16 protein-coding genes are annotated in these 19,424 nt (G+C 43.2%); 9 read left to right on the top strand and 7 right to left on the bottom strand.

The genetic code is table 11. The features are described 5' to 3' along the window. Nucleotides 1-136: 136 nt before the first annotated feature. Nucleotides 137-1,753: a bacillithiol biosynthesis cysteine-adding enzyme BshC gene (gene bshC / locus ACFFGT_RS04570; protein ID WP_377021327.1), complete on the top strand. Its 1,617-nt coding sequence runs from the start codon at nt 137-139 to the stop codon at nt 1,751-1,753. Between the two features lie 508 nt (nt 1,754-2,261). Here the strand turns inward: bshC and ACFFGT_RS04565 are convergent. The 5 genes from ACFFGT_RS04565 to ACFFGT_RS04545 form a co-directional block, all read right to left on the bottom strand. Then, a complete protein-coding gene (locus ACFFGT_RS04565) occupies nt 2,262-2,579 on the bottom strand; it encodes a 2Fe-2S iron-sulfur cluster-binding protein (RefSeq protein WP_377021326.1) in 318 nt (105 codons plus the stop codon). A gap of 2 nt (nt 2,580-2,581) precedes the next feature. Further along, nucleotides 2,582-3,592, bottom strand: coding sequence for an NAD(P)/FAD-dependent oxidoreductase (locus ACFFGT_RS04560; RefSeq protein WP_377021325.1), 1,011 nt, complete (start codon nt 3,590-3,592; stop codon nt 2,582-2,584). A 77-nt stretch (nt 3,593-3,669) separates the two neighbouring features. Further along, nucleotides 3,670-4,569 carry a LysR substrate-binding domain-containing protein gene (locus tag ACFFGT_RS04555; RefSeq protein ID WP_377021324.1) on the bottom strand — a complete coding sequence of 300 codons (900 nt, stop codon included), beginning with the start codon at nt 4,567-4,569 and terminating at the stop codon, nt 3,670-3,672. A gap of 196 nt (nt 4,570-4,765) precedes the next feature. Further along, nucleotides 4,766-5,305, bottom strand: coding sequence for a DUF4199 domain-containing protein (locus tag ACFFGT_RS04550; protein ID WP_377021323.1), 540 nt, complete (start codon nt 5,303-5,305; stop codon nt 4,766-4,768). Nucleotides 5,306-5,422: 117 nt separating this feature from the next. Further along, nucleotides 5,423-5,890 (bottom strand): response regulator transcription factor, encoded by a 468-nt coding sequence (locus ACFFGT_RS04545; RefSeq protein WP_377021322.1) that lies wholly within the window; start codon nt 5,888-5,890, stop codon nt 5,423-5,425. A gap of 239 nt (nt 5,891-6,129) precedes the next feature. Here ACFFGT_RS04545 and ACFFGT_RS04540 point away from each other — a divergent pair, with 239 nt between their 5' ends. Beyond that, nucleotides 6,130-7,590, top strand: a complete 1,461-nt coding sequence (locus ACFFGT_RS04540; RefSeq protein WP_377021321.1) for an MAC/perforin domain-containing protein — start codon at nt 6,130-6,132, stop codon at nt 7,588-7,590. A gap of 219 nt (nt 7,591-7,809) precedes the next feature. Here the strand turns inward: ACFFGT_RS04540 and ACFFGT_RS04535 are convergent, their stop codons facing one another. After that, nucleotides 7,810-8,181 (bottom strand): hypothetical protein, encoded by a 372-nt coding sequence (locus tag ACFFGT_RS04535; protein WP_377021320.1) that lies wholly within the window; start codon nt 8,179-8,181, stop codon nt 7,810-7,812. Nucleotides 8,182-8,351: 170 nt separating this feature from the next. On the opposite strand from ACFFGT_RS04535, the gene ACFFGT_RS04530 reads away from it, so the two are divergent. Both ACFFGT_RS04530 and ACFFGT_RS04525 read left to right on the top strand, forming a co-directional pair. After that, nucleotides 8,352-10,298, top strand: a complete 1,947-nt coding sequence (locus ACFFGT_RS04530; RefSeq protein WP_377021319.1) for a DUF1800 domain-containing protein — start codon at nt 8,352-8,354, stop codon at nt 10,296-10,298. 18 nt (nt 10,299-10,316) lie between these two features. Continuing rightward, on the top strand, nt 10,317-11,588 hold the full coding sequence (locus ACFFGT_RS04525; RefSeq protein WP_377021318.1) for a DUF1501 domain-containing protein: 1,272 nt from the start codon (nt 10,317-10,319) through the stop codon (nt 11,586-11,588). Between the two features lie 255 nt (nt 11,589-11,843). Here ACFFGT_RS04525 and ACFFGT_RS04520 read toward each other — a convergent pair whose 3' ends face one another. After that, nucleotides 11,844-14,417, bottom strand: a complete 2,574-nt coding sequence (locus ACFFGT_RS04520; RefSeq protein ID WP_377021317.1) for a TonB-dependent receptor — start codon at nt 14,415-14,417, stop codon at nt 11,844-11,846. Nucleotides 14,418-14,689: 272 nt separating this feature from the next. On the opposite strand from ACFFGT_RS04520, the gene ACFFGT_RS04515 reads away from it, so the two are divergent. The 5 genes from ACFFGT_RS04515 to ACFFGT_RS04495 all read left to right on the top strand — a co-directional run bounded on the left by ACFFGT_RS04515 (nt 14,690) and on the right by ACFFGT_RS04495 (nt 18,787). Continuing rightward, nucleotides 14,690-15,193: an RICIN domain-containing protein gene (locus ACFFGT_RS04515; protein ID WP_377021316.1), complete on the top strand. Its 504-nt coding sequence runs from the start codon at nt 14,690-14,692 to the stop codon at nt 15,191-15,193. A gap of 155 nt (nt 15,194-15,348) precedes the next feature. Further along, nucleotides 15,349-15,882, top strand: a complete 534-nt coding sequence (locus ACFFGT_RS04510) for a hypothetical protein (protein ID WP_377021315.1) — start codon at nt 15,349-15,351, stop codon at nt 15,880-15,882. Between the two features lie 356 nt (nt 15,883-16,238). Next, nucleotides 16,239-17,063, top strand: a complete 825-nt coding sequence (locus ACFFGT_RS04505) for an alpha/beta fold hydrolase (RefSeq protein ID WP_377021314.1) — start codon at nt 16,239-16,241, stop codon at nt 17,061-17,063. A 180-nt stretch (nt 17,064-17,243) separates the two neighbouring features. Continuing rightward, complete coding sequence (locus ACFFGT_RS04500) at nt 17,244-17,822, top strand: Crp/Fnr family transcriptional regulator (protein ID WP_377021313.1); 579 nt, start codon at nt 17,244-17,246, stop codon at nt 17,820-17,822. 74 nt (nt 17,823-17,896) lie between these two features. Continuing rightward, nucleotides 17,897-18,787 (top strand): SDR family oxidoreductase, encoded by an 891-nt coding sequence (locus ACFFGT_RS04495; RefSeq protein WP_377021312.1) that lies wholly within the window; start codon nt 17,897-17,899, stop codon nt 18,785-18,787. Nucleotides 18,788-19,424 lie beyond the last annotated feature (637 nt).

The following is a 19,424-nucleotide window of genomic DNA, read 5'->3' as shown; positions in this document are numbered from 1 at the left end:
TCGACACCAGCATTTAAATTATTTATTTGCTGGTGTTTTGTTTTAGGCCAAAATCTGCAAACTAACACCCCAAACGGCGAAGCCTTCTTGAACACCTTAGAAGACAAGTCAAAATTGAAAAATCAGAAATCAAAAAATGGACGCTTCCTGTATAAGTTATAAAGACACCGGTTTTTTTTCTCACACAATTGCCGAATACATCGACAACAAACCCGAGCTACAACCATTTTACGGCTACCGTCCGGATATGGCTGGTTTTGCTGAGTTTTTGAAAAACAAAAAGGTTGTTGCCAACCGCGAGGTGCTGGTGCGTGTGTTAACTAAGCAGTACGAGTGTTTGGGTAAGGAGGCTGATAAATTATGTACTTATTCTACCGCACTTACCGCTCAAAATCTGGAGCTTTTAAAGCTTGATAATACGTATACCATTACAACAGGTCATCAGCTTAATATTTTTGCCGGGCCATTGTACTTCCTCTATAAAATTGCTACTGCCATTAAACTGGCGCAGCAACTTAAGGCAGCCCATCCCGGTAAAAACTTTGTTCCTGTTTACTGGATGGCCAGCGAAGATCATGACTTTGCCGAGATCAATTATACCAATATTGGCGGTAAAAAAGTGCACTGGTGGTATGAGGCTTCGGGAGCAACCGGTCGTATCGACCCGGTAAGTATTCGCCAGGCGCTTAACCAGTACAAAGGCGTTTTAGGAATGGAAGGCCACGCTACCGATCTTGCCGAAATTGTTGAAACCGCCTACACCAAATTTGATAAACTGGCCGATGCCACCCGTTATCTCGTTAACTCTTTGTTCGGCCAGTATGGTTTGGTGATTATTGATGCTGATGACCATGAATTTAAAAAAGAGTTCGCGCCCATTATTGAGCAGGATATAATCGGTCAGCATAGTTTTAAAAACATTACTGAAACCAACCATAAACTTCATGAACTTGGTGTGCACATCCAGGTTAACCCGCGCGAGATCAATTTCTTTTACCTGAAAGATCAGCTTCGCGAACGGATAGTTTTTGAAAATGACAGCTACCAGGTGCTCAATACGGAGATAAAGTTTACCGAAACCGAACTAAAAAAAGAAATAGCCGAATACCCTGAGCGTTTTAGCCCTAACGTGGTGATGCGCCCGCTATACCAGGAGTGTATTTTACCCAATATTGCCTATATTGGTGGTGGGGCCGAAGTGGTTTACTGGCTGGAGCTGAAATCTAACTTTGATCATTACAATATTGATTTTCCTATCCTGATTCTCCGTAACTCGGCATTGGTGATCAAAAAGGAGCAGGCTGCCAAAGTTCAACGCATGAACCTTGATGCCATCGATCTGTTTAAACAAAGCGACGCCCTTCAAACCTACTGGATTAAAAAACACAGCGATCATAACCTGAGCATTGCCGAAGAATGGCGCGAAATGGAAAGCCTCTTCGAGAAAATAAAACTCCGTGCTTACAAGATCGATCCTACACTTTCTCCCTCAGCAGCAGCGGTACAAGCCCGCCTTAAAAAAGCGATGGACAATCTGGAGAAGAAACTTATCAGGGCCGAGAAAAGAAATTACAGTGTACGTTTGGAACAATTAACCGCCGTTAAAGCCGAGCTTTTCCCTAAAGACAGTCTGCAGGAACGTTCAGAAAACTTTGGTTTGATGTATGTGAAATGGGGACAGGTTTTTATTGATGAACTCATTCGCTTGTTTGAACCGCTTGATTTTAAGTTTACTGTGTTAACGGAGAAGTAAAGTTAGGGTAGATAGCCTATGTTTTAATAGTAATGATCATCAGTTGATATCAGAAAAATCCAGATCAAGAATCCATTCATTCGGGTTTCTTATCTGATCTGATACTGGCCTCTTAAATAATTTACAACTAAAAGTATATTGCAAATAAAAAACGATGGAATTATCTGAATCGAATTCGATCCGGAAAGAGTTATCATTGGTTAATATCTTATATTCAGTTTGTTTATCGAGCTCAAATTCAATGCAAATAGGTTCAACCCAAACACGTTTAAGTTTATCTGTCCTGTTAGCAAATTCAATATCTACCAGTAAATCTGGGTTTTTGTAGAAGTGGTTGACCCGACTTTTAAAAATAGGAGCTTTGTAAATGGATTTAAATAGTTTTTTCATATAGATTGAAATAACCCCGCTGCCGGAAAGAAAAATAGTAAACCAGCAACAGGGCTTGCAACACAAAACAAAAAGGCTTTTATTTCGACTTAAGACTTTGAACTAAAGATTTCCGACTTTAATCTTCCCCTACCAGCCTAAACACCATTCCATCCATATCTTCTGTGATCCTGATCTGGCAGGCAAGCCTGCTGGCGGGTGGTGCATAGGGCAGGGTATCTAATACGTCAAGTTCGGTATCGGTAGCAGTAAAGTATGCTTCAGGGCCTTCAATAACCTGTACGTGGCAGGTGGCGCAAAGGGCCATACCACCGCAGGTAGCCAGTATATCATATTCAGATGCTTTTAGCACTTCCATCAGGCTCAGGTTAATCCCCTCCGGAATTTCGACGGGCATCCGGCCGCCGTCGCGGTCAATTATGGTTAAATTTATCATGGCTAAAAAGCGCTAACACCGTAAACGGTGGTGTATTTAAAACTCAGTTTTTGTTCGGGGTAAACATATTTGAAAGCACTTTGGGCCATCAGTGCCCCCTCATGGAAACCGCATAGTATCAGCTTAAGCTTACCGGGGTAAGTATTGATATCGCCAATAGCATAGATCCGCTCGATATTGGTGCTGTAATCAACGGTATTTACCGCAATAGCTGATCTGTCGATATTCAAACCCCAGTCGGCAATAGGGCCAAGCTTGGGGCTAAGGCCGAAGAGCGGGATGAGGTGATCTGCTTCGATATGGCTTACCTGCTGGTTACGGTCGAGCAGGGTGATCTCCTGCAGGCGATCATCGCCGGTTAAGGCAACCACATTTGATTTCAGGATCAGGTCGATCTTGCCTTCTTTGGCCAGTTCAAATACCTTTTCGGCGCTGTCAGGTGCTCCGCGGAAAGTATCGCCACGATGGATCAGCGTAACGCGTTCGGCCACATTGCTCAGGAAAATAGCCCAGTCCAATGCAGAATCGCCACCACCGGCCAGCACCACTTTTTTATTGCGGAAATGCTCGGAATTTTTCACCATATAAGCTACGCCTTTGCCTTCAAAATCAGTAAGGCGGTCAATCTCAGGTTTGCGCGGTTCAAAGCAACCGAGGCCGCCTGCAATTACTACTACCTGGCAATGAACGCTTGTACCATCATTGGTGACGATATTGTATGAACCATCATCATTGCGGTGCAGGTTTTCAACCCGTTCGCCCAAACTAAAAGTTGGGTGGAATGGGGCAATCTGTACCATCAGGTTATCTACCAGCTGCTGGGCGGTGACATCGGGATATCCCGGGATATCATAAATAGGTTTATGCGGATAGATTTCGGAAAGCTGACCGCCAACCTGTGGCAGCACATCAATAAGATGGCAGCGCATTTTGAGCAGTCCGGCTTCAAAAACAGCAAATAAACCAACAGGCCCCGCGCCTATAATACAGATATCGGTAGTAATTTGTTCCATGTATGATCGCCTTTGATTCAGCACTCAAATTTGGAGCTAAAGCTGCTGGCAATCAAATGATATAAAGTAATATACGATTACTTTAAGTTATAATTGGCGAGGCAAAAACGTTTGAAAAGCTCAATCAGTTTGCTGTGTTTGCCATGCAGTTGGATGAACTGAAATGTGCGAAAGATCTCCAATCCCTTAACATCAATAATAGTGAGCTCATTGTATTTCAATTCGCTCACTACCGATTGGATAGACAAGAATGTAGCCGTTTCTGAGTATAAAAGGTATTGTTTTATAGCGATACTGCTTTCCAGCTGAATCTCAATGTTGAGGTCTTTAGGGTTGATTTGTACGCCTGCTAATGCATTGAAAATAACATCCAGGGTGCCTGATCCGGCTTCCCTTAATACCAGCGGGATAGCGGGCAATTGCTTGGGCGTAATCTCTGCCTTTTTCGATAACTTATTGTTAGCACTGGTCACCAATACAATCTCATCCTTAATAAAATCGGTATAAGATAATTGCGGCGAATGGGCGGCCCCTTCCACAATGGCGATATCTATTTTTTCGGCCAGTACCAGCTGCGAGATCTGGTCGGTATTGGCCTGGATAAAGTTGAAAGTAACTTTGGGGTATGTTTTTTTGAACATAGCCAGCAGCTTGGGCAAAATGGTTTGTGCCACGGTGGTACTTGCCCCTATATGCAGTGTACCGGCTTCTATATTGTTTAGTTGGGCCAGCTCGGTTTCCAGCTCGGTATAGGTCTGAAAAATTTTTTCGGCATATTTTTCCAATATTTTGCCCGCAGTAGTGAGGGAAATATTGTTGCCGTTTCGTTTAAACAGCTGCACGCTGAGCTGCTGCTCCAGCTCCTTAATGTGTTTGGTAACGGCAGGCTGGGTAATAAACAGTTCGGATGCCGCCTTGGTAAAGCTTAACCGCTGCGCAACCGTATAAAAAACCTTCAGCCTGAAATCGAATATCATTAAGCCAATTTAGGAATAAAACGGCGAATGTTGTGCATGACGTACACTGTCTCCTTCACGTCATTGCGAGGCACGAAGCAATCGCGAACTATACAGGGAGACTTTCATTACCGCTCTGTAAGTAGGGGTTTGCTTCGTGCCTCGCAATGACGAGTGGAAAGATGCGGCTTTTACATCACACTTGGTACACCTGTTTTTAATTCGTAGCCAGTTGCGGACTGGCATTTTTGCGTTTCAGTATCAACGCGGCTATCAACGCTATCACCAAACCAACCGGTAAAATCTCCATATAGGTAAGTACAATAACACCGAAGGGGCTTTTATACATGTTAACGTAAGTGGCCATGCCCGCGGCTTGTTGTTTAAGTTCGGCATCCGTTGCACCGTGGGCTTTGGCGTCGTTTAAAACATGGGCTACGTACTTCGTCATAAAATCAGGAAAGAATACATAAAATTCAATCAGCCATATCAATACATAAACAGTTGATGTGATAAGCACAATGTATAGGCCTATCATGAAAGCCTTACCGAAGCTGATTATGCCTTCATTGTATTTATCGCGATAGTTTTTAATGGCTACAAATATTAAAGAGAAAGCCAGCAGCATGGAGCCGTAGCCAACCCACATGTTACCCTGAAAATTGGGGTTGTTATAACACAGGGCACCCGAAATGCCCCCGGTTGCCGCAATGATCAAACCGGAGATCGATCCAAAAACAAGTACATTCTTTTTCATATCATTTTATGTTAATGTTTGATGGAACAAATTTGGCTTGTCAAAAACTTTTCGGGCTCATACTTTAGGGTGATTTTGTAAAATGTGTCTTCATTTAATACTAAAGGATTATCCCGCTTAAGGAATAATGCTAAGCCGTTTTGCCATTTCAACGGCTTGTGTACGGCGTTTCACCTCCATTTTTTCAAAAACCCTGGCCGAATGTGTTTTGATAGTATTTAACGATACAAACAACCGCTCCGAAATTTCCTGGTTGCTCAGCCCCTCGGCCATCAGCTGTAAAACATCCAGTTCGCGCTTGCTTAGGCCCAGCTTTTCTACCTCGGCCTGGTTCATGGTAAACTCCGGGCCGTTATTAACATAAACCTGCTTTTCTATTACCACCGTTTTGGGTTTGGTGAGTTTTAGCGCAAGCCAGATCCCAAGCGCTGTAAAAAACACCGCAATGGCAGCCATATAAGCTTCATAGGCATTGTTAACAATAATCAGCTTAAGCTCCAGCCATTTCAGTAAAAACAGCAATAAAGCCAGTGATAAACCATACAATATGGTAAGCTTATTTTTTGCCAGCAGGTTTGAAGCCATGTTGTAATAACTGATTTACATTAAAATTAGGATATTTTAAACAAAGCAGGAAAAGTGTGTAACACAAAAAAAGTTGCCCATAACCCGGTGTTTTTATATTATTAATAATCAGTTATTTGTAGTTTATTAAATGAATAATTTATCTAATAGGTATTTTTTTAACATGTATTTAACCAAAACGATATATATATATTAATTTATTAATAGTATTTTTGTGAACTAAATCTTATTAATAAATCATGGTAAAAAATCTAAACCTCAAATTTTTAGCTGCGGGAGCAGTTTTATTAATGTCCATTGTTTCAAGTTGTACAAAAGATCTTGTCCGTGCGCCTGGAGCAGATAATACACCGCCATCAAAATTGACCACACATTCTGCCGGAGATAATAAGTATGACCTGCTGGGTTTTGGTTACGATGTAACCGGCGAATATGCCAGTTCAAATTCTGCAACGTACCCGGTAATCGATGTTGACAAACTGATACAGAATGAACCCGGACGATTTGTTCCGGATAATAATGTTACCCAGTATGGCGAATATGCCTCTGGCGGGAATGCGTCGGAGTATTTGAGTAAGTTAACATCAAACACTACTGCAACAATAGCCCCGGCAGGAGTTAGTAAGTTTTGGGGTGCAACACTTACTGTAAACTTTCATGAAACAAATAACGTTTCATCAAAGTACTCATATGCAAGCGCTTCGCTTATCATAAAACAAAAAAGGTTAAAATTCGACGCGCCGATTGATCTGATTAAAAGCACCTACTTAACTTCTGTATTTAAATCGGATGTTAGCACTATGTCGGCCCAACAGCTGGTGACCAAATATGGTACCCATGTTTTAACAGATATTATTTTAGGCGCCAAGCTAAATGTTTTTTATCGCTCACAAACCTCAAGCTCAAACAAGGGTGAATCTGTAAAAGCGGGTTTAGACGTTCACGGCATGTTCAATACATTTGGATTTAAATCTGACGTAACTTATGCAGATTCATCTGTAAATTCAAATTATAATCAAACAATGTACTACAGCACCGTAGGCGGCGATGGAACTAAAGGTGTATTTGGGCAGCTAAGCCTGGATAATACCAGCCCTAAAGTAGATATATCTCCATGGCAAAGCAGTTGTACACGTGACAATGCTGCTTTTATACAAATAGGCAATGCAGCTGGTACCCTTATCCAGCTTTCAGACCTGATTGATGATGCTGCGAAAAAGCAAGCAGTAGCAAGTTATATTACGCAGTATATGGGAAGTCATAATATCATTACATTAGTTTACGGAACTACTCCTTTGTACAGGTGTTTTAATACCAGGAATGGTGATCGTATATTAACTGACAAACCACAAGAATTGGCCGGAAATCCAGATTGGCGTGTAGAATCGCAAATGGGTTTAATATATACAGATTCATCAATGCCTGGTACAAAACCATTATACAGGTACTTATTAGCGGGTGTTCAACATTTCTTTACCACTAATTTTAATGAGTTGGGAAATGGTTCAAGCTCTGCTGTTCTTGAAGGTGTCCTGGGATATCTTAGTAATACCCAGACCGCAGGAACAATACCTATTTACCGTTATAGACCAGCCAAACCAGGTGCACATTTTTATACCACCAACTTTAATGAATTGGGTAATGCCGGCGGTAACAGCGGGTATATTTACGAAGGTATAATAGGATACATTAATCAATAACAGCTATTCTCGGCATAGTTAAATTTTAGTAAATAAAAAGAGGCTGTTTCATAAGTATGAAACAGCCTCTTTTTATTTAATTTATTCGGGTAGCTTGTGGATAACGTTTTCGGTTTATGCGACTCTCAGAGCCTTCATTTTACTTATGAGACATCCTCATATCTTATATTCTATAATAAATTCGGGTAATCCTAAAATCTCCCCAAATCACGGGTCAGCCTATTCAGCTCCTTTTTTAGCTGCGTCCTTCTTTGCTTTTTTATCGGCTTTTAATTTGGCGAAGGCTTTTTGCTGTTCGGGTGTGAAAACCTTATTTAAGCTGGCGGTAGTGCGTTGTTTGATCTTTTGATCGGCCAGGTGGCTTGTTTTTTTGTCTTGTTTCAGCTTTTTCAAGCTATCAATGCTTGTTGCCTGGGCAAGCAGGATAGCATTCACTTTTTTGGACTGGTCGGCAGTAAGTTTAAGATTTTTTTGCAGGTGTTCGGTTTTGTTGCCCGCTTTTTGAGCCGGAGTTTTTTCAACCTTTTTTTGTGCGCTGGCTGCAAAGCTTAACCCGCCAACAAGGGTCAGTATCATCAGTAGTTTTTTCATGGTCCTTTTTTATTTTTTGTAGATAATTTAAGCCATTGACAATATAGATGACTTTTAGTTTAAATAGCTATGTATTTAAGTTTGTTTTACAATTAAATTAAACCAAAGGGGGTTTTTATGGTCATACAGGTGCAAATAAGTTAAATTTTTAATTAAATAACCCGGATACAATGAAAAAGGCTGTTAAGTACTGGTGTGGCTTTGTTGTGTTGTTGTGTGTGTTAACCATATTTACTGCCTTTTTGCCGGGCTATTCCCATATTGAAGATTTAAAGTTTCCTTATAAAAAAGCCGGTTTAACCCCTGAACAGGCCGCAGCCCATTTGCTAAGCCGCTTTACCTACGGCGCCACACCCGGCGAGGTGGAAGAAGTTGCCAAAATGGGCCCCGAAAAATGGTTTGCCGCTCAGCTGGATGCCCAGCTACCCGATGATTCCCTTACCCGGTTGTTAGATAAATATGATGCTTTAAAACTTAGCAATACTGAAGTAGTTGCCCAATATCCAAAAGGCGGCCAGATTTTACGCATGGCTGTCAGGGATGGCATAGTTAACAAAGATTCGGTTAAAACAGATCGTAAGGCTTATCGTGATCAGCTGCAAAACTACATGCAGCAAAACGGCTTAAAACCCGAGCAGGAATTGCTTCGCCAATTCATCAATCAAAAAATATTAAGGGCTGCTTACAGCAACAACCAGCTACAGGAGGTGATGACCAGTTTTTGGTTTAACCATTTCAATGTATCTGTTGTTAAGAATGATTGCTCGCAATTTATTCCGGCTTATGAGCGTGACGTGATCCGCCCAAATGCATTAGGGAAATTTGGTGATCTGTTACTGGCTACTGCCAAATCACCTGCTATGCTGTATTACCTGGATAATTTCAGCAGCTCGGGCAATAATGATAACATGCAGCAGGGCAATGGTCAAATACGGAAGAGGTTGGTGCAGCAAATGCAAAAGACCGATACGGGGCGTTTTGCTAACATGCCTAAATTGAAAAAGGGCAAACAGGCACAAGGCCTTAACGAAAACTATGCTCGTGAGGTGATGGAACTACATACCCTTGGTGTTGATGGAGGCTATACCCAGCAGGATGTTACCCAGGCGGCCAAAGTACTTACAGGTTGGTCGGTTTACCCGATGGGTGCTTATGGTAATGCCGGGCAAAAACTGATGAACCGGATTGGTGACGATAAATTACAAAGTCGTGGTTTTGTGCACGAAGGCGATTTTTTGTTTAATCCCAACAGGCATGATAATGGAGAAAAGACAGTTTTAGGTCACCATTTTGCAGCCGGTGGCGGTTATGATGAAGGCGTACAACTGCTTACCATGCTGGCCCATCAGCAGGCTACTGCCAAATTTATATCCAGGAAAATTGCTGTGCGCTTTGTGAGCGATAACCCGCCGCAAACGCTGATCGATAAAATGGCCCGTACTTTTATGAATAAGGATGGCGATATTAAACAGGTATTGATCACTATGGTTGATGCGCCAGAATTTTGGAGCGGGGCAGCCATAAGGGAAAAAACAAAATCGCCTTTTGAACTGGCTATAGGTTCGGTGCGTTCCCTACATGCCGATGTTAACCAGCCTTACCAGTTGTTTAACTGGATCAATAAAATGGGCGAAAAGATGTACTACTATCAGGCCCCAACCGGCTTCCCCGATAAGGGCCAATACTGGATCAATACCGGCGCGCTGCTTAACCGTATGAACTTCGGTTTGGCACTGGCTTCGGGAAGGATCCCCGGAGTTAGGGTTGATCTTGCCGCGCTTAATAATCATCACGAACCCGAAAGCGCACAGGCTGCGCTCATCACTTATAGTAAAATCATTATGCCGGGGCGTAAGCTTGATGAAACCATCAAACGGCTTACCCCAATGCTCAACGATCCTAAACTCATGGAAAAGGTTGACGAAGCCAGCGCCAAAACTCCTGCTGCAACCATGGCGCCGGCTGCTGCCAACGATGAACTGATGGATAAGCCTGCCGGTTTAAAAGGCAAAAAGAAAAATAATTTTATAGCGATGCAAAGCACCACCGGCAATAATTCTATGCTGGCACAGGTGGTTGGGGTTATCATTGGTTCGCCCGAATATCAAAGGCGTTAATTGCAGGAGGACAAAAAAATGGTATCAAGAAGAGGATTTTTAAAGTCGGGCGGACTGGCCCTTTTAGGCGTAGGCTTGCTGGGCGGCATCCCTGGTTTTTTAGCCGAAGCCGCCGCAAGCGAAAAGATCTTATCGCCCTATAAAAAGAAAAAAACGCTGGTATGCATTTTTCAGCGCGGCGCTATGGATGGCCTCATGGCCGTTACCCCCTTTACCGACGATTATTTAAAAGCCGCCCGGCCAAACCTGTTCATGTCGGCAGCTAAAAGCGGTACGGGTAATCCATTGATTGACCTGGATGGGCGTTTTGGTTTACACCCAGCTATGAAGGCTTTTGAGCCAATGTTTCGCGAAAAAAGATTAGGCATTGTACATGGTATAGGCTCACCCAATAATACCCGCTCGCACTTTGATGCGCAGGATTATATGGAATCGGGCACACCGTTTAATAAGGGCACATCAAGCGGTTGGCTTAACCGGGCAGTGGGTTTGCTTGGGCATGATGCGCTTACGCCTTTTACAGCGGTGAGCATGACATCGGCCATGCCGCGTTCTTTTTATGGCGATAATCCATCGGTAGCCATCAGTAATTTGCAGGATTTTGCCATCCAGATGCGGGGTAATCCAAGCGGGGCTAATATGGCTGCCAAAAGCTTTGAAGACCTGTATGATCAAACCGCATCGGGCTTGCTGAAACAAACCGGCAAAGAAAGTTTTGAAGCTATGAAAATGCTTCAGAAAACCGATGTCAAAAATTATACGCCTGTCAATGGCGCCGTTTATCCAAACTCGGCATTGGGCAATTCGCTGAAGCAAATAGCCCAGCTTATTAAAATGGATGTGGGCCTGGAGGTAGCCTTTGCCGAATCGAACGGATGGGATACCCATTTTAACCAGGGTACCGAAAACGGCATTTTTGCCCGCAACGTTGCCGATTTGAGCAACAGTATGATGGCCCTGTGGACAGATCTCGGCACTTACCAGGATGATGTTACCGTAATGACCATGACCGAATTTGGCCGTACTGTGCATCAAAACGGTACCGGAGGTACTGATCATGGCCGTGCTTCATGTAATTTTATTTTGGGCAATAATGTAAGCGGTGGTTTAGTTTATGGCGATGTAAAACCCCTTGCCGTAGAAAACCTGGAAGATGGCCGCGACCTTGCAGTAACAACCGATTTCAGAAGTGTATTCAGTTCGGTAGCTGATAGGCATCTCGCTATAAATAATGATCATGTGTTGTTTCCGGATTGGAAAGGGAATAGGGTGAATGTGATGAGGGGATAAACTAAAAAAATATAAACTGCCGCAGGTTTAGCGTAGCGTAACCTGTGGTAAAGCATAAGTTAAGCTTTCAGCTTCATCCCAAGGGTAATAAAGAGACTATTACTGGTCGAAATTTAGCGATAGCATAACTTCGACCAGCGAATTTTCTTGCTGCCTGCTCACCTAAACGCGGACCACAAGTGAGGACACTTGCGGTAGCGAAAGGCAAAATTTATTCTGTAGCAGACGCACCACATACGTTTGCCATTAGATGGGTCATTCAATTGTATAAGTAAGCGTGGTATAATAAAAACCACCAATTGATGGGCCGCCTAAAAAGGAGTTGTAATATTTGTTGGTGAGATTGCTGGCACCCAGTTTTACGTTCAGTTTGGTTTTCAGGAAATCATAGTTAACCTGGGCATCAAATGTGCCGTAATGATCAACATTGCCATTCACTAAAAAAGATTGCCAGTAATAGCCGCTTTGCCATTTATAGGTTACATTGAACCCTAAATTGCCCACCACCCGGTTACCACCAAAAGAAAAATTAGTGATCCATTGCGGTGTATTAAAGCCATCTTCAAGGGCATCCTCGTTGGTTGTCCGCTGTAGTTTAGCGTATGAAGCATTGCCTGATAATTGCAGGTTGGCCGGCAAATGATAGATAAGCCCAACGCTGCCGCCAATATTAGTAACCTTACTTTGCGAGTTTGTCCAGGCCCGGTAACGGGCTTGTTTAGTTTTATCATTCAGATAATAAGGAATTGAATCGGCTTTTTGGGTATTAGGTACATTGATCTCTACCTGGGCAATAAAATGATCATACCTGTTGTAGTAAAAATCTGCGTCGGCGCTTAGTTTTCCATCAAAAAATAATGCCTTGTAACCAGCTTCAAATGAGTTGATATGCTCTGGCTGCAAATAGGTGTACGGGTTCTTTTTCAGTAAGCCTTTTTCTTTTTCAATGGCGGCATTGGTTGAGATGCCCTGGTTGAAATCATTCTTTACAGCGGTTTGGAAAGCATCTATCGAAGTACGCAGATATGAGTTTTCAAAAATGCCGTTTGATACCACACGCAAACCGCCAATGCGTTTAACCCCACCGCTGTTCACGTTGGAGAACGCTTCGAAAATACTTGGAAACCGGTAGCCGCTCTGGAACGATACCCGGATATTATGCTCAACAACAGGCGAAAATACCAATGTAAAACGAGGGTTCAGCTTCAGGTCAAAGTAATCATTCCTGTCGCCACGCAGGGTGGCCGATAGTTTAAGCTTATTATCCCAAAGCTCTTTTGATGCCTGTATAAAGCCGCCCGTTTTGCTATAATCTAAATTGCTGAACTCCTTTCCGGGCACATAGTTGATAAAGTAGTTACCATCGGGGTGTATGATATAGGTGCGATGGTCAAACCCTGCAAGCAGGTCAAGCCCGGTTTGTTTGATAAAATCCTTTGAAATAGCTTTTGAGATATCTGCCTGCCCCTCTACATGAAACAGATCATCTTTAACACGCAGGGCCGAACCAACATCCCAGTTATTAATGTCGGCAAGTTTATTTAGTGTGGCGTTAAAGGCGGGCGTTCCGGGCTGGTATCTGCCGGCATCGGCAAACTGGCGGGCCTGATTCAAGGCTTGCTGTACATTGGCTCCTGCCGAAGTGGCATTATTAAAACCTTTGGTAAAATCTGCATACCAGTCGTTATCACTTTTAAAGTTGCGGTCCTGATTTTCACCGGCCGAGCGCAGGTTATATGATTTTCCTGTGTTTTCGATGGTGAGATAAGTGCGCACCTGGAAAATATCATTCTTCAGCTCCAGCGCATGTTGTTGCAGCGTATAACCCTTCAGCCTGAAACGGTTGGCCCGCTGGTAAATGTTATCCAGGTCACCAAAGCGGAAAGTGTAGGTAAGTTGTGTTTTCGGACTGAATTTATAAGCCAGCGCAGCATCCAGCTTCACATTGTGCAGGCCGTAGCTGGTCAAATCCTTTTCTGCATATCCTGTACGGGCAACCGAATACTGTTTGCCGCCGAGGGTAATTGTTTTCCTGTCGGATGATTCATTGCCATAACCATTGATGGGGTCATAGGCCGGATTTTGCGGCCCGCCCGGGATACCCAATTTGGCATTAGCGGCCGCGTTTTGATCGGTTGTATTGTCGGCTATCCAATCGTAACCGGTAGTGTAAGTGCCATTTAATTTAAACGCAAATTTAGGAGTGAGTACCTCAGCTATCCTGAAACTTGTTTCCGAGAAACCTTTTACCCCGGTTTCTTTATCACCCACATGGTTGATGCCCGTTTTTTGTTGGATGATAATACCCGGCGAGGTAAAGGGATCTTTGGTGATGAAATTAGCCAATCCATTGATGGCATTCAAGCCATAAAGGGCTGATGCAGTGCCGGGAATGATCTCCACACTTTCAATATCCAGGTCACTTGGGCCGAGCGCGTTTCCAATAGGGGCGCCTAAATGGGGTGCCTGGTTGTCAACCCCATCAACCAGCTGGGTAAAACGTACGTTGGTAGTGTTGGCAAAGCCACGGGTATTAATGATCCTGAAGCCAAGGCTGGGAGTAATGAGCTGAACACCTTTTACGTTTTCCAAAGCATCAAAAAAGGAGGGCGCTGCTGATAGTTTGAATGCCGATGCCCTGATCTTTTCAATACTCACCGGAGAGCGTAAAATACTCTCGCTGATCCGTGATGCAGAGACAACAACTTCCTGCAGCTGTTTCTTTTTAATGGTTGTAGTGTCTGTTTGCACTTTTTTGAGCGTGTCTTGTGCGTTGGCTGCTAAACAGGTACTTAATAATGATAAAGTTAAAAGTAGTTTTTGGTTCATATGGTTTTTAGGTTGCGACCTCCGGGTATTTAAATGTGAAAATAGCGTTGTGTTTTTGAAAATATATCGATAGCTAAAAAAATAGTTTTGTTTTTGGTTGTTTTACTGCTGTTTACTTCATTTTACGTTAGTTGTTTTAAAGGCTTTGACATCTTGGTCGGGTTCAAATATGAAACCTTACAAAAAATTGATACATATCAACTAAAAACTGAACCGATATGAATAACTGTTTTAAACTGTTTATTTTAAATTCGTTTAAACATTCTACTGCCATGAAAAAAATAACCTGCCTGTTCAGCTTTTTCCTGTTGTTAAGTTTAACCGTTTCTGCCCAGGAAATAGAAGGCGACTATGCCATTAAGAACGTGCAAACCGGTATGCTTTTACGGGTGAAAGATGCACACTCAGAAAACGGTACGCCACTGGTTGCCTACTATCCTGAAAACTGGAAATGTATGACCTGGAATTTTAAGCACGTTGCCGGGAATACTTACCAACTTCAAAACCTGCTGACCAATAAAACCTTTCAACCCAAAAGCAATGCTGATTCAAACGTAGCTTTAGAAGAGCAACCGCTCAATGCAAACAGCGCCAATCAGCAATATGAATTTGAGGCTATTGATAAAGATACTTTCATGATCAAACTGAAGGGAACCGACTTATACATTACCCCGTCTGATAAAAAAGGGAATGTTAACTCGCAGATTGTTTTGGCGAAAAAAACAAATACAAAAGATCAGTACTGGGATATCTACCCGCAATCGCCTACTATGTAATCTCACCTGAGGTGTTTCCTTTAGAAATTTATATCAACTTTGAACAGGTGTAGGTTTAATTGATTTGATAGTCAGTGTTTTAAAACAGATTTCGTATATTCATTTCTGAAATTTGGCTGCCTCTTCATCAATTATCATTTTTTAACCTATACAGCATGAAACCCTCACTATTACTTATCGCATTGCTATGCGCATTATTTACCGGTTGTAAAAACAATGCAGCTACCAATCAGCAAAAAACAGACAGCACCGCTAAACTTGATTTCCCTTTTAAGCCCCGATATGATATCCATTGGGAAAAGGGCGACGAAAAGAATGCCCTGATCGTACTTAACTGCCTTAAAAAGTATATTGCCGGCGATGTAAAAGGCGCGGCCGAAAACTTTGCTGATACGGTTTCCTTTATAGGCGATAATTTTTACTTTAACGGCAAGCGCGATAGCCTGGTGAACATACTTGCTCGGGTAAGGGGTGATATGGTTACTGTAACCAAGGAGTTTGATTCATGGATGACAACCTACTACCCTGATAAAAAAGATACCTGGGTTACCCTTTGGTACATTGAAAAATGGACTGATAAAAAAGGTAAAAAGGATTCGCTTTACTACGTTGACGATGTTTTGCTCAAAAACGGAAAGATCCTGGTGTATGATGAAAAGATCAGGCACTTTCCTACACCGACTAAGTAATCTGTAGACACAGTCTACATGCATAGGCATCCGAAGCCGGGAGACTTCGGATAGCGGATTGAAAATTTTGCTGTTCGTAGACTCTGTCTACGAACCATTATGCCTGTAGTCTGTGACTACAGGATGTTTCAGGACATTTTAAAACTCATCTGTCAAAAAAAACGAACTATTTATCGTATCCGGGTAAATTTTGAAAGGGCTTTGATTGCCCTGTCTTTAATTTGCTACTTTTAGATTGTCGATTGGCTTGAGTTCCGGATCTGGCGAAAAGCATAAATTTAATACATCGATGATTATTTGTTCATAACTGCCCTACATCTTCAGCATTTTATTAAACACCATAATTGAAAAACAAAATGAGTACAATTACAGTAAAAGACGGAACCGAAATTTTTTACAAGGATTGGGGAACCGGACAGCCATTGGTTTTCCATCACGGCTGGCCTTTATCTGCCGATGACTGGGATGCCCAGATGATGTTTTTTTTGGCGCAGGGCTATAGGGTTATAGCTCATGACCGCCGCGGGCACGGCCGCTCAAGCCAAACCGATACCGGCAACGAAATGGATACCTATGCAGCCGATGTTGCCGAGCTTGTTGAGGCGCTTGATCTGAAGGATGCAATCCATATCGGGCACTCAACCGGTGGGGGCGAGGTTATCCACTATGCTGCCAAATACGGAAAAAATGGCCGTATTGCTAAGGCAGTGCTGATCAGCGCGGTGCCGCCGGTGATGGTTCAAAGTGAAAGTAACCCGGATGGTGTTCCGATTGCTGTATTTGATGAGATCCGTGTAAATACTGCAACTCAAAGAAATCAATTTTACCAGGATATCACCATGCCGTTTTATGGCTATAACCGTGAGGGGGCTAAAATATCACAGGGTATTAGGGATAACTGGTGGCGCCAGGGCATGATGGGCGGGATAAAAGCACATTATGACTGTGTTAAAGCTTTTTCAGAAACAGATTTTACAGAAGATCTTAAAAGCGTGGATATTCCTGTGCTTGTTTTACATGGTGAGGATGATCAGATTGTTCCGTTTGCAAATTCAGCAGTAAAGTCTGCAAAGCTGTTGAAAAACGGTAAATTGATTTCGTATCCGGGTTTTCCGCATGGTATGCCTACTACCGAGGCCGCAACCATAAACAGGGACCTTTTGGCCTTTATTAAAGAATAAATACAGATTAGGCACTATTATTAAAGTGCTGCAATTAAAAAACGGCTGCCTCTTCAAGGGCAGCCGTTTTTATTTAATGTGATTTTATTGGTAATAAATTTTGAAGAATATTGGGGTATTGAATAATAGTTTACCTCACCGACCCCGGTTTGCTATTGAAATGTTTATTATTTTTGAATAATGCATCCGGAATTTGAAACATACCTGCGAACAGGGAGCGACCTGGCTGAAGAAACTATCCACCGGATCAGTGACCTGGCGGTACAACGAAAGCTGCGCCGTAATGAACTTCTTTTTAGTGCCGGCGAAATTTGCAGACATAAGGTTTTTATTGTGAGTGGACTATTATATACCTTCAATATTTCGGCAGGAGGGAATCAGCACATTCTGCAATTTTCGCCTGAAAACAGCTGGACATTAGATGTTGAAAGTTATGACCGGCAGGTACCCTCGCAGGTAAGCATAGGAGCGGTGGAACCCAGTACCGTACTCTGCTGGCAAAAAAAAGATTTCGAGATGTTACTGGCGGAGGTGCCCCAACTGAAAAAATTTGCCGAGGAGCTGATTGCCCGTAATATCCATTACAGCCGGAAGCGGATCCTGCTTTCCTTAAGTGCCACCCCGGAAGAAAAATACGAGGATTTTGTGCATACCTTTCCGGACTATCTGTCCCGCTTGCCGCTCCGCATGATTGCGGCTTATCTTGGCATCTCCATAAAAACCCTTACCCGCATCCGTCACGCGCAGTTACAGCGCTAATTGAAATTATGGTCAGGTGACCACCTTTAGCGGGTTCTTATTGGTGAATTTTGTATTAACAAAATCATTAACTTATGCGTGTATTTGTAACAGGGGCCTCGGGATTTGTAGGCTCAGCAATAGTAAACGAACTTTTAGGGACGGGTCATGAGGTGCTTGGCCTTGTCCGTTCAGATAAGGGTGCCGAACAATTGGCATCAACCGGTGCCGAAGTATACCGCGGCGATGTCAATGACCAGGAGTTTATTCAGAAAGGTGCCGCCGCTTGTGATGCCGTGATCCATACGGCCTTTAACCATGATTTTTCGAAATTTAAAGCCAATTGTGAAGATGACCGGAAGGTGATTACGGCCTTAGGAGATGCATTGGTCGGTTCGGATAAACCTTTGGTTATTACATCCGGTGTAGGTCTTTTAAATTATGGCCGCCTTGCAACCGAGGATGATGTACCGCCTGTAGCATCAGACGTTATTCCGCGGGTGGCTTCAGAAGAGGCTGCAGCAGCTGTGGCTGCAAAAGGTGTCAAAGTTTATACAGTGCGCCTGCCGCCAAGTGTACATGGTGAGGGCGATCATGGCTTTGTACCCATGATCATCAATCTGGCAAAGGAAAAAGGAGAATCAGCCTATATAGCTGATGGAAACAATCGCTGGCCTGCTGTTCATCGCTTAGATGCCGCAGTTTTATACCGCCTGATTGTAGAAAAACAACCGGAACTCTGTGTTCTTCATGCAGTAGCAGAGGAAGGTGTAGTATTTCGGGAAATTGCTGAAGCCATTGGCCAGGGCTTAAATCTGCCTGTACTTAGCAAAACAGGCGATGAGGCTGCGGCACATTTTGGCTGGTTCCTGCACTTTGCATCAATGAATTGCCCATCATCAAGCGAAAAAACGCGGGAAGCTTTAAATTGGCAGCCAAAAGGTACCGGATTGATTGCTGATATCGGTGCTGCGGGTTATTTGTAAAATCTTTTATCTGATTAATGAAGCCACTTTGCGGGAGCAGGGTGGTTTTGTTGTGTTTAACAGTAGCTGCCTTAGTATTGAACTTGCGGCAAGCTACCCATGAAATGTTTAAAAACGGGTCATGCTGAGCTCGTCGAAGCATAGTGGGCAGGCCTCTGCGCGCGTCCTTCGACAGGTTACCGATGACATGATAAAAAAGGTTCCCGTCAGCAGGTAAGCTTCGGGCGAAAACGGGTAGAACAATGGTGGCCTTGAGTGCAGGAAAGGGCATAGCAAGTTTTTGCAGAAGCTCGGGTGAGTGGGTGCGAAGCAGGGCAAAATAATTGCAGTCCGTGGTTCTATCCGTTTTGCAGGGCAAAGGCTTGTGCGCAAAGAAGCCTATCTGCTGACTTGATTTTTTGGGTACTTTTGTATCAAGACAAAAGTACCTGGCCCCGTGCGGCCAAGAGCGCGACGATGTAGGTTCATTATAACAAAGCCCGTTACCTGCCTGTCGGGGATTGCTTCGTTCCTTATAATGACGTGCAAGTAATTGGTTCATAATCAAGCTGCATTTTGAAGTGTAAGCCCGAGTTTTTGCGCTTCTTTTTGCAGACGAGCGATCTTTCTTGCCTTTTGTACCTCTACATCCTGCTGA

Origin of the sequence: Mucilaginibacter angelicae (assembly GCF_042434235.1) — a bacterium.
Classification (GTDB): Bacteria; Bacteroidota; Bacteroidia; order Sphingobacteriales; family Sphingobacteriaceae; genus Mucilaginibacter; species Mucilaginibacter angelicae.
This window is presented reverse-complemented; position numbering and strand designations above follow the sequence as displayed.

Excerpts from the sequence above, each read along its gene's own strand:
- ACFFGT_RS04520 (WP_377021317.1), bottom strand. The coding sequence starts at position 14,417 with ATGAACCAAAAACTACTTTTAACTTTATCATTATTAAGTACCTGTTTA.
- ACFFGT_RS04515 (WP_377021316.1), top strand. The coding sequence starts at position 14,690 with ATGAAAAAAATAACCTGCCTGTTCAGCTTTTTCCTGTTGTTAAGTTTA.
- ACFFGT_RS04555 (WP_377021324.1), bottom strand. The coding sequence starts at position 4,569 with ATGATATTCGATTTCAGGCTGAAGGTTTTTTATACGGTTGCGCAGCGG.
- ACFFGT_RS04500 (WP_377021313.1), top strand. The coding sequence starts at position 17,244 with ATGCATCCGGAATTTGAAACATACCTGCGAACAGGGAGCGACCTGGCT.
- ACFFGT_RS04530 (WP_377021319.1), top strand. The coding sequence starts at position 8,352 with ATGAAAAAGGCTGTTAAGTACTGGTGTGGCTTTGTTGTGTTGTTGTGT.
- ACFFGT_RS04510 (WP_377021315.1), top strand. The coding sequence starts at position 15,349 with ATGAAACCCTCACTATTACTTATCGCATTGCTATGCGCATTATTTACC.
- ACFFGT_RS04565 (WP_377021326.1), bottom strand. The coding sequence starts at position 2,579 with ATGATAAATTTAACCATAATTGACCGCGACGGCGGCCGGATGCCCGTC.
- ACFFGT_RS04525 (WP_377021318.1), top strand. The coding sequence starts at position 10,317 with ATGGTATCAAGAAGAGGATTTTTAAAGTCGGGCGGACTGGCCCTTTTA.
- ACFFGT_RS04550 (WP_377021323.1), bottom strand. The coding sequence starts at position 5,305 with ATGAAAAAGAATGTACTTGTTTTTGGATCGATCTCCGGTTTGATCATT.
- ACFFGT_RS04535 (WP_377021320.1), bottom strand. The coding sequence starts at position 8,181 with ATGAAAAAACTACTGATGATACTGACCCTTGTTGGCGGGTTAAGCTTT.
- ACFFGT_RS04560 (WP_377021325.1), bottom strand. The coding sequence starts at position 3,592 with ATGGAACAAATTACTACCGATATCTGTATTATAGGCGCGGGGCCTGTT.
- ACFFGT_RS04540 (WP_377021321.1), top strand. The coding sequence starts at position 6,130 with ATGGTAAAAAATCTAAACCTCAAATTTTTAGCTGCGGGAGCAGTTTTA.
- bshC (WP_377021327.1), top strand. The coding sequence starts at position 137 with ATGGACGCTTCCTGTATAAGTTATAAAGACACCGGTTTTTTTTCTCAC.
- ACFFGT_RS04505 (WP_377021314.1), top strand. The coding sequence starts at position 16,239 with ATGAGTACAATTACAGTAAAAGACGGAACCGAAATTTTTTACAAGGAT.
- ACFFGT_RS04545 (WP_377021322.1), bottom strand. The coding sequence starts at position 5,890 with ATGGCTTCAAACCTGCTGGCAAAAAATAAGCTTACCATATTGTATGGT.
- ACFFGT_RS04495 (WP_377021312.1), top strand. The coding sequence starts at position 17,897 with ATGCGTGTATTTGTAACAGGGGCCTCGGGATTTGTAGGCTCAGCAATA.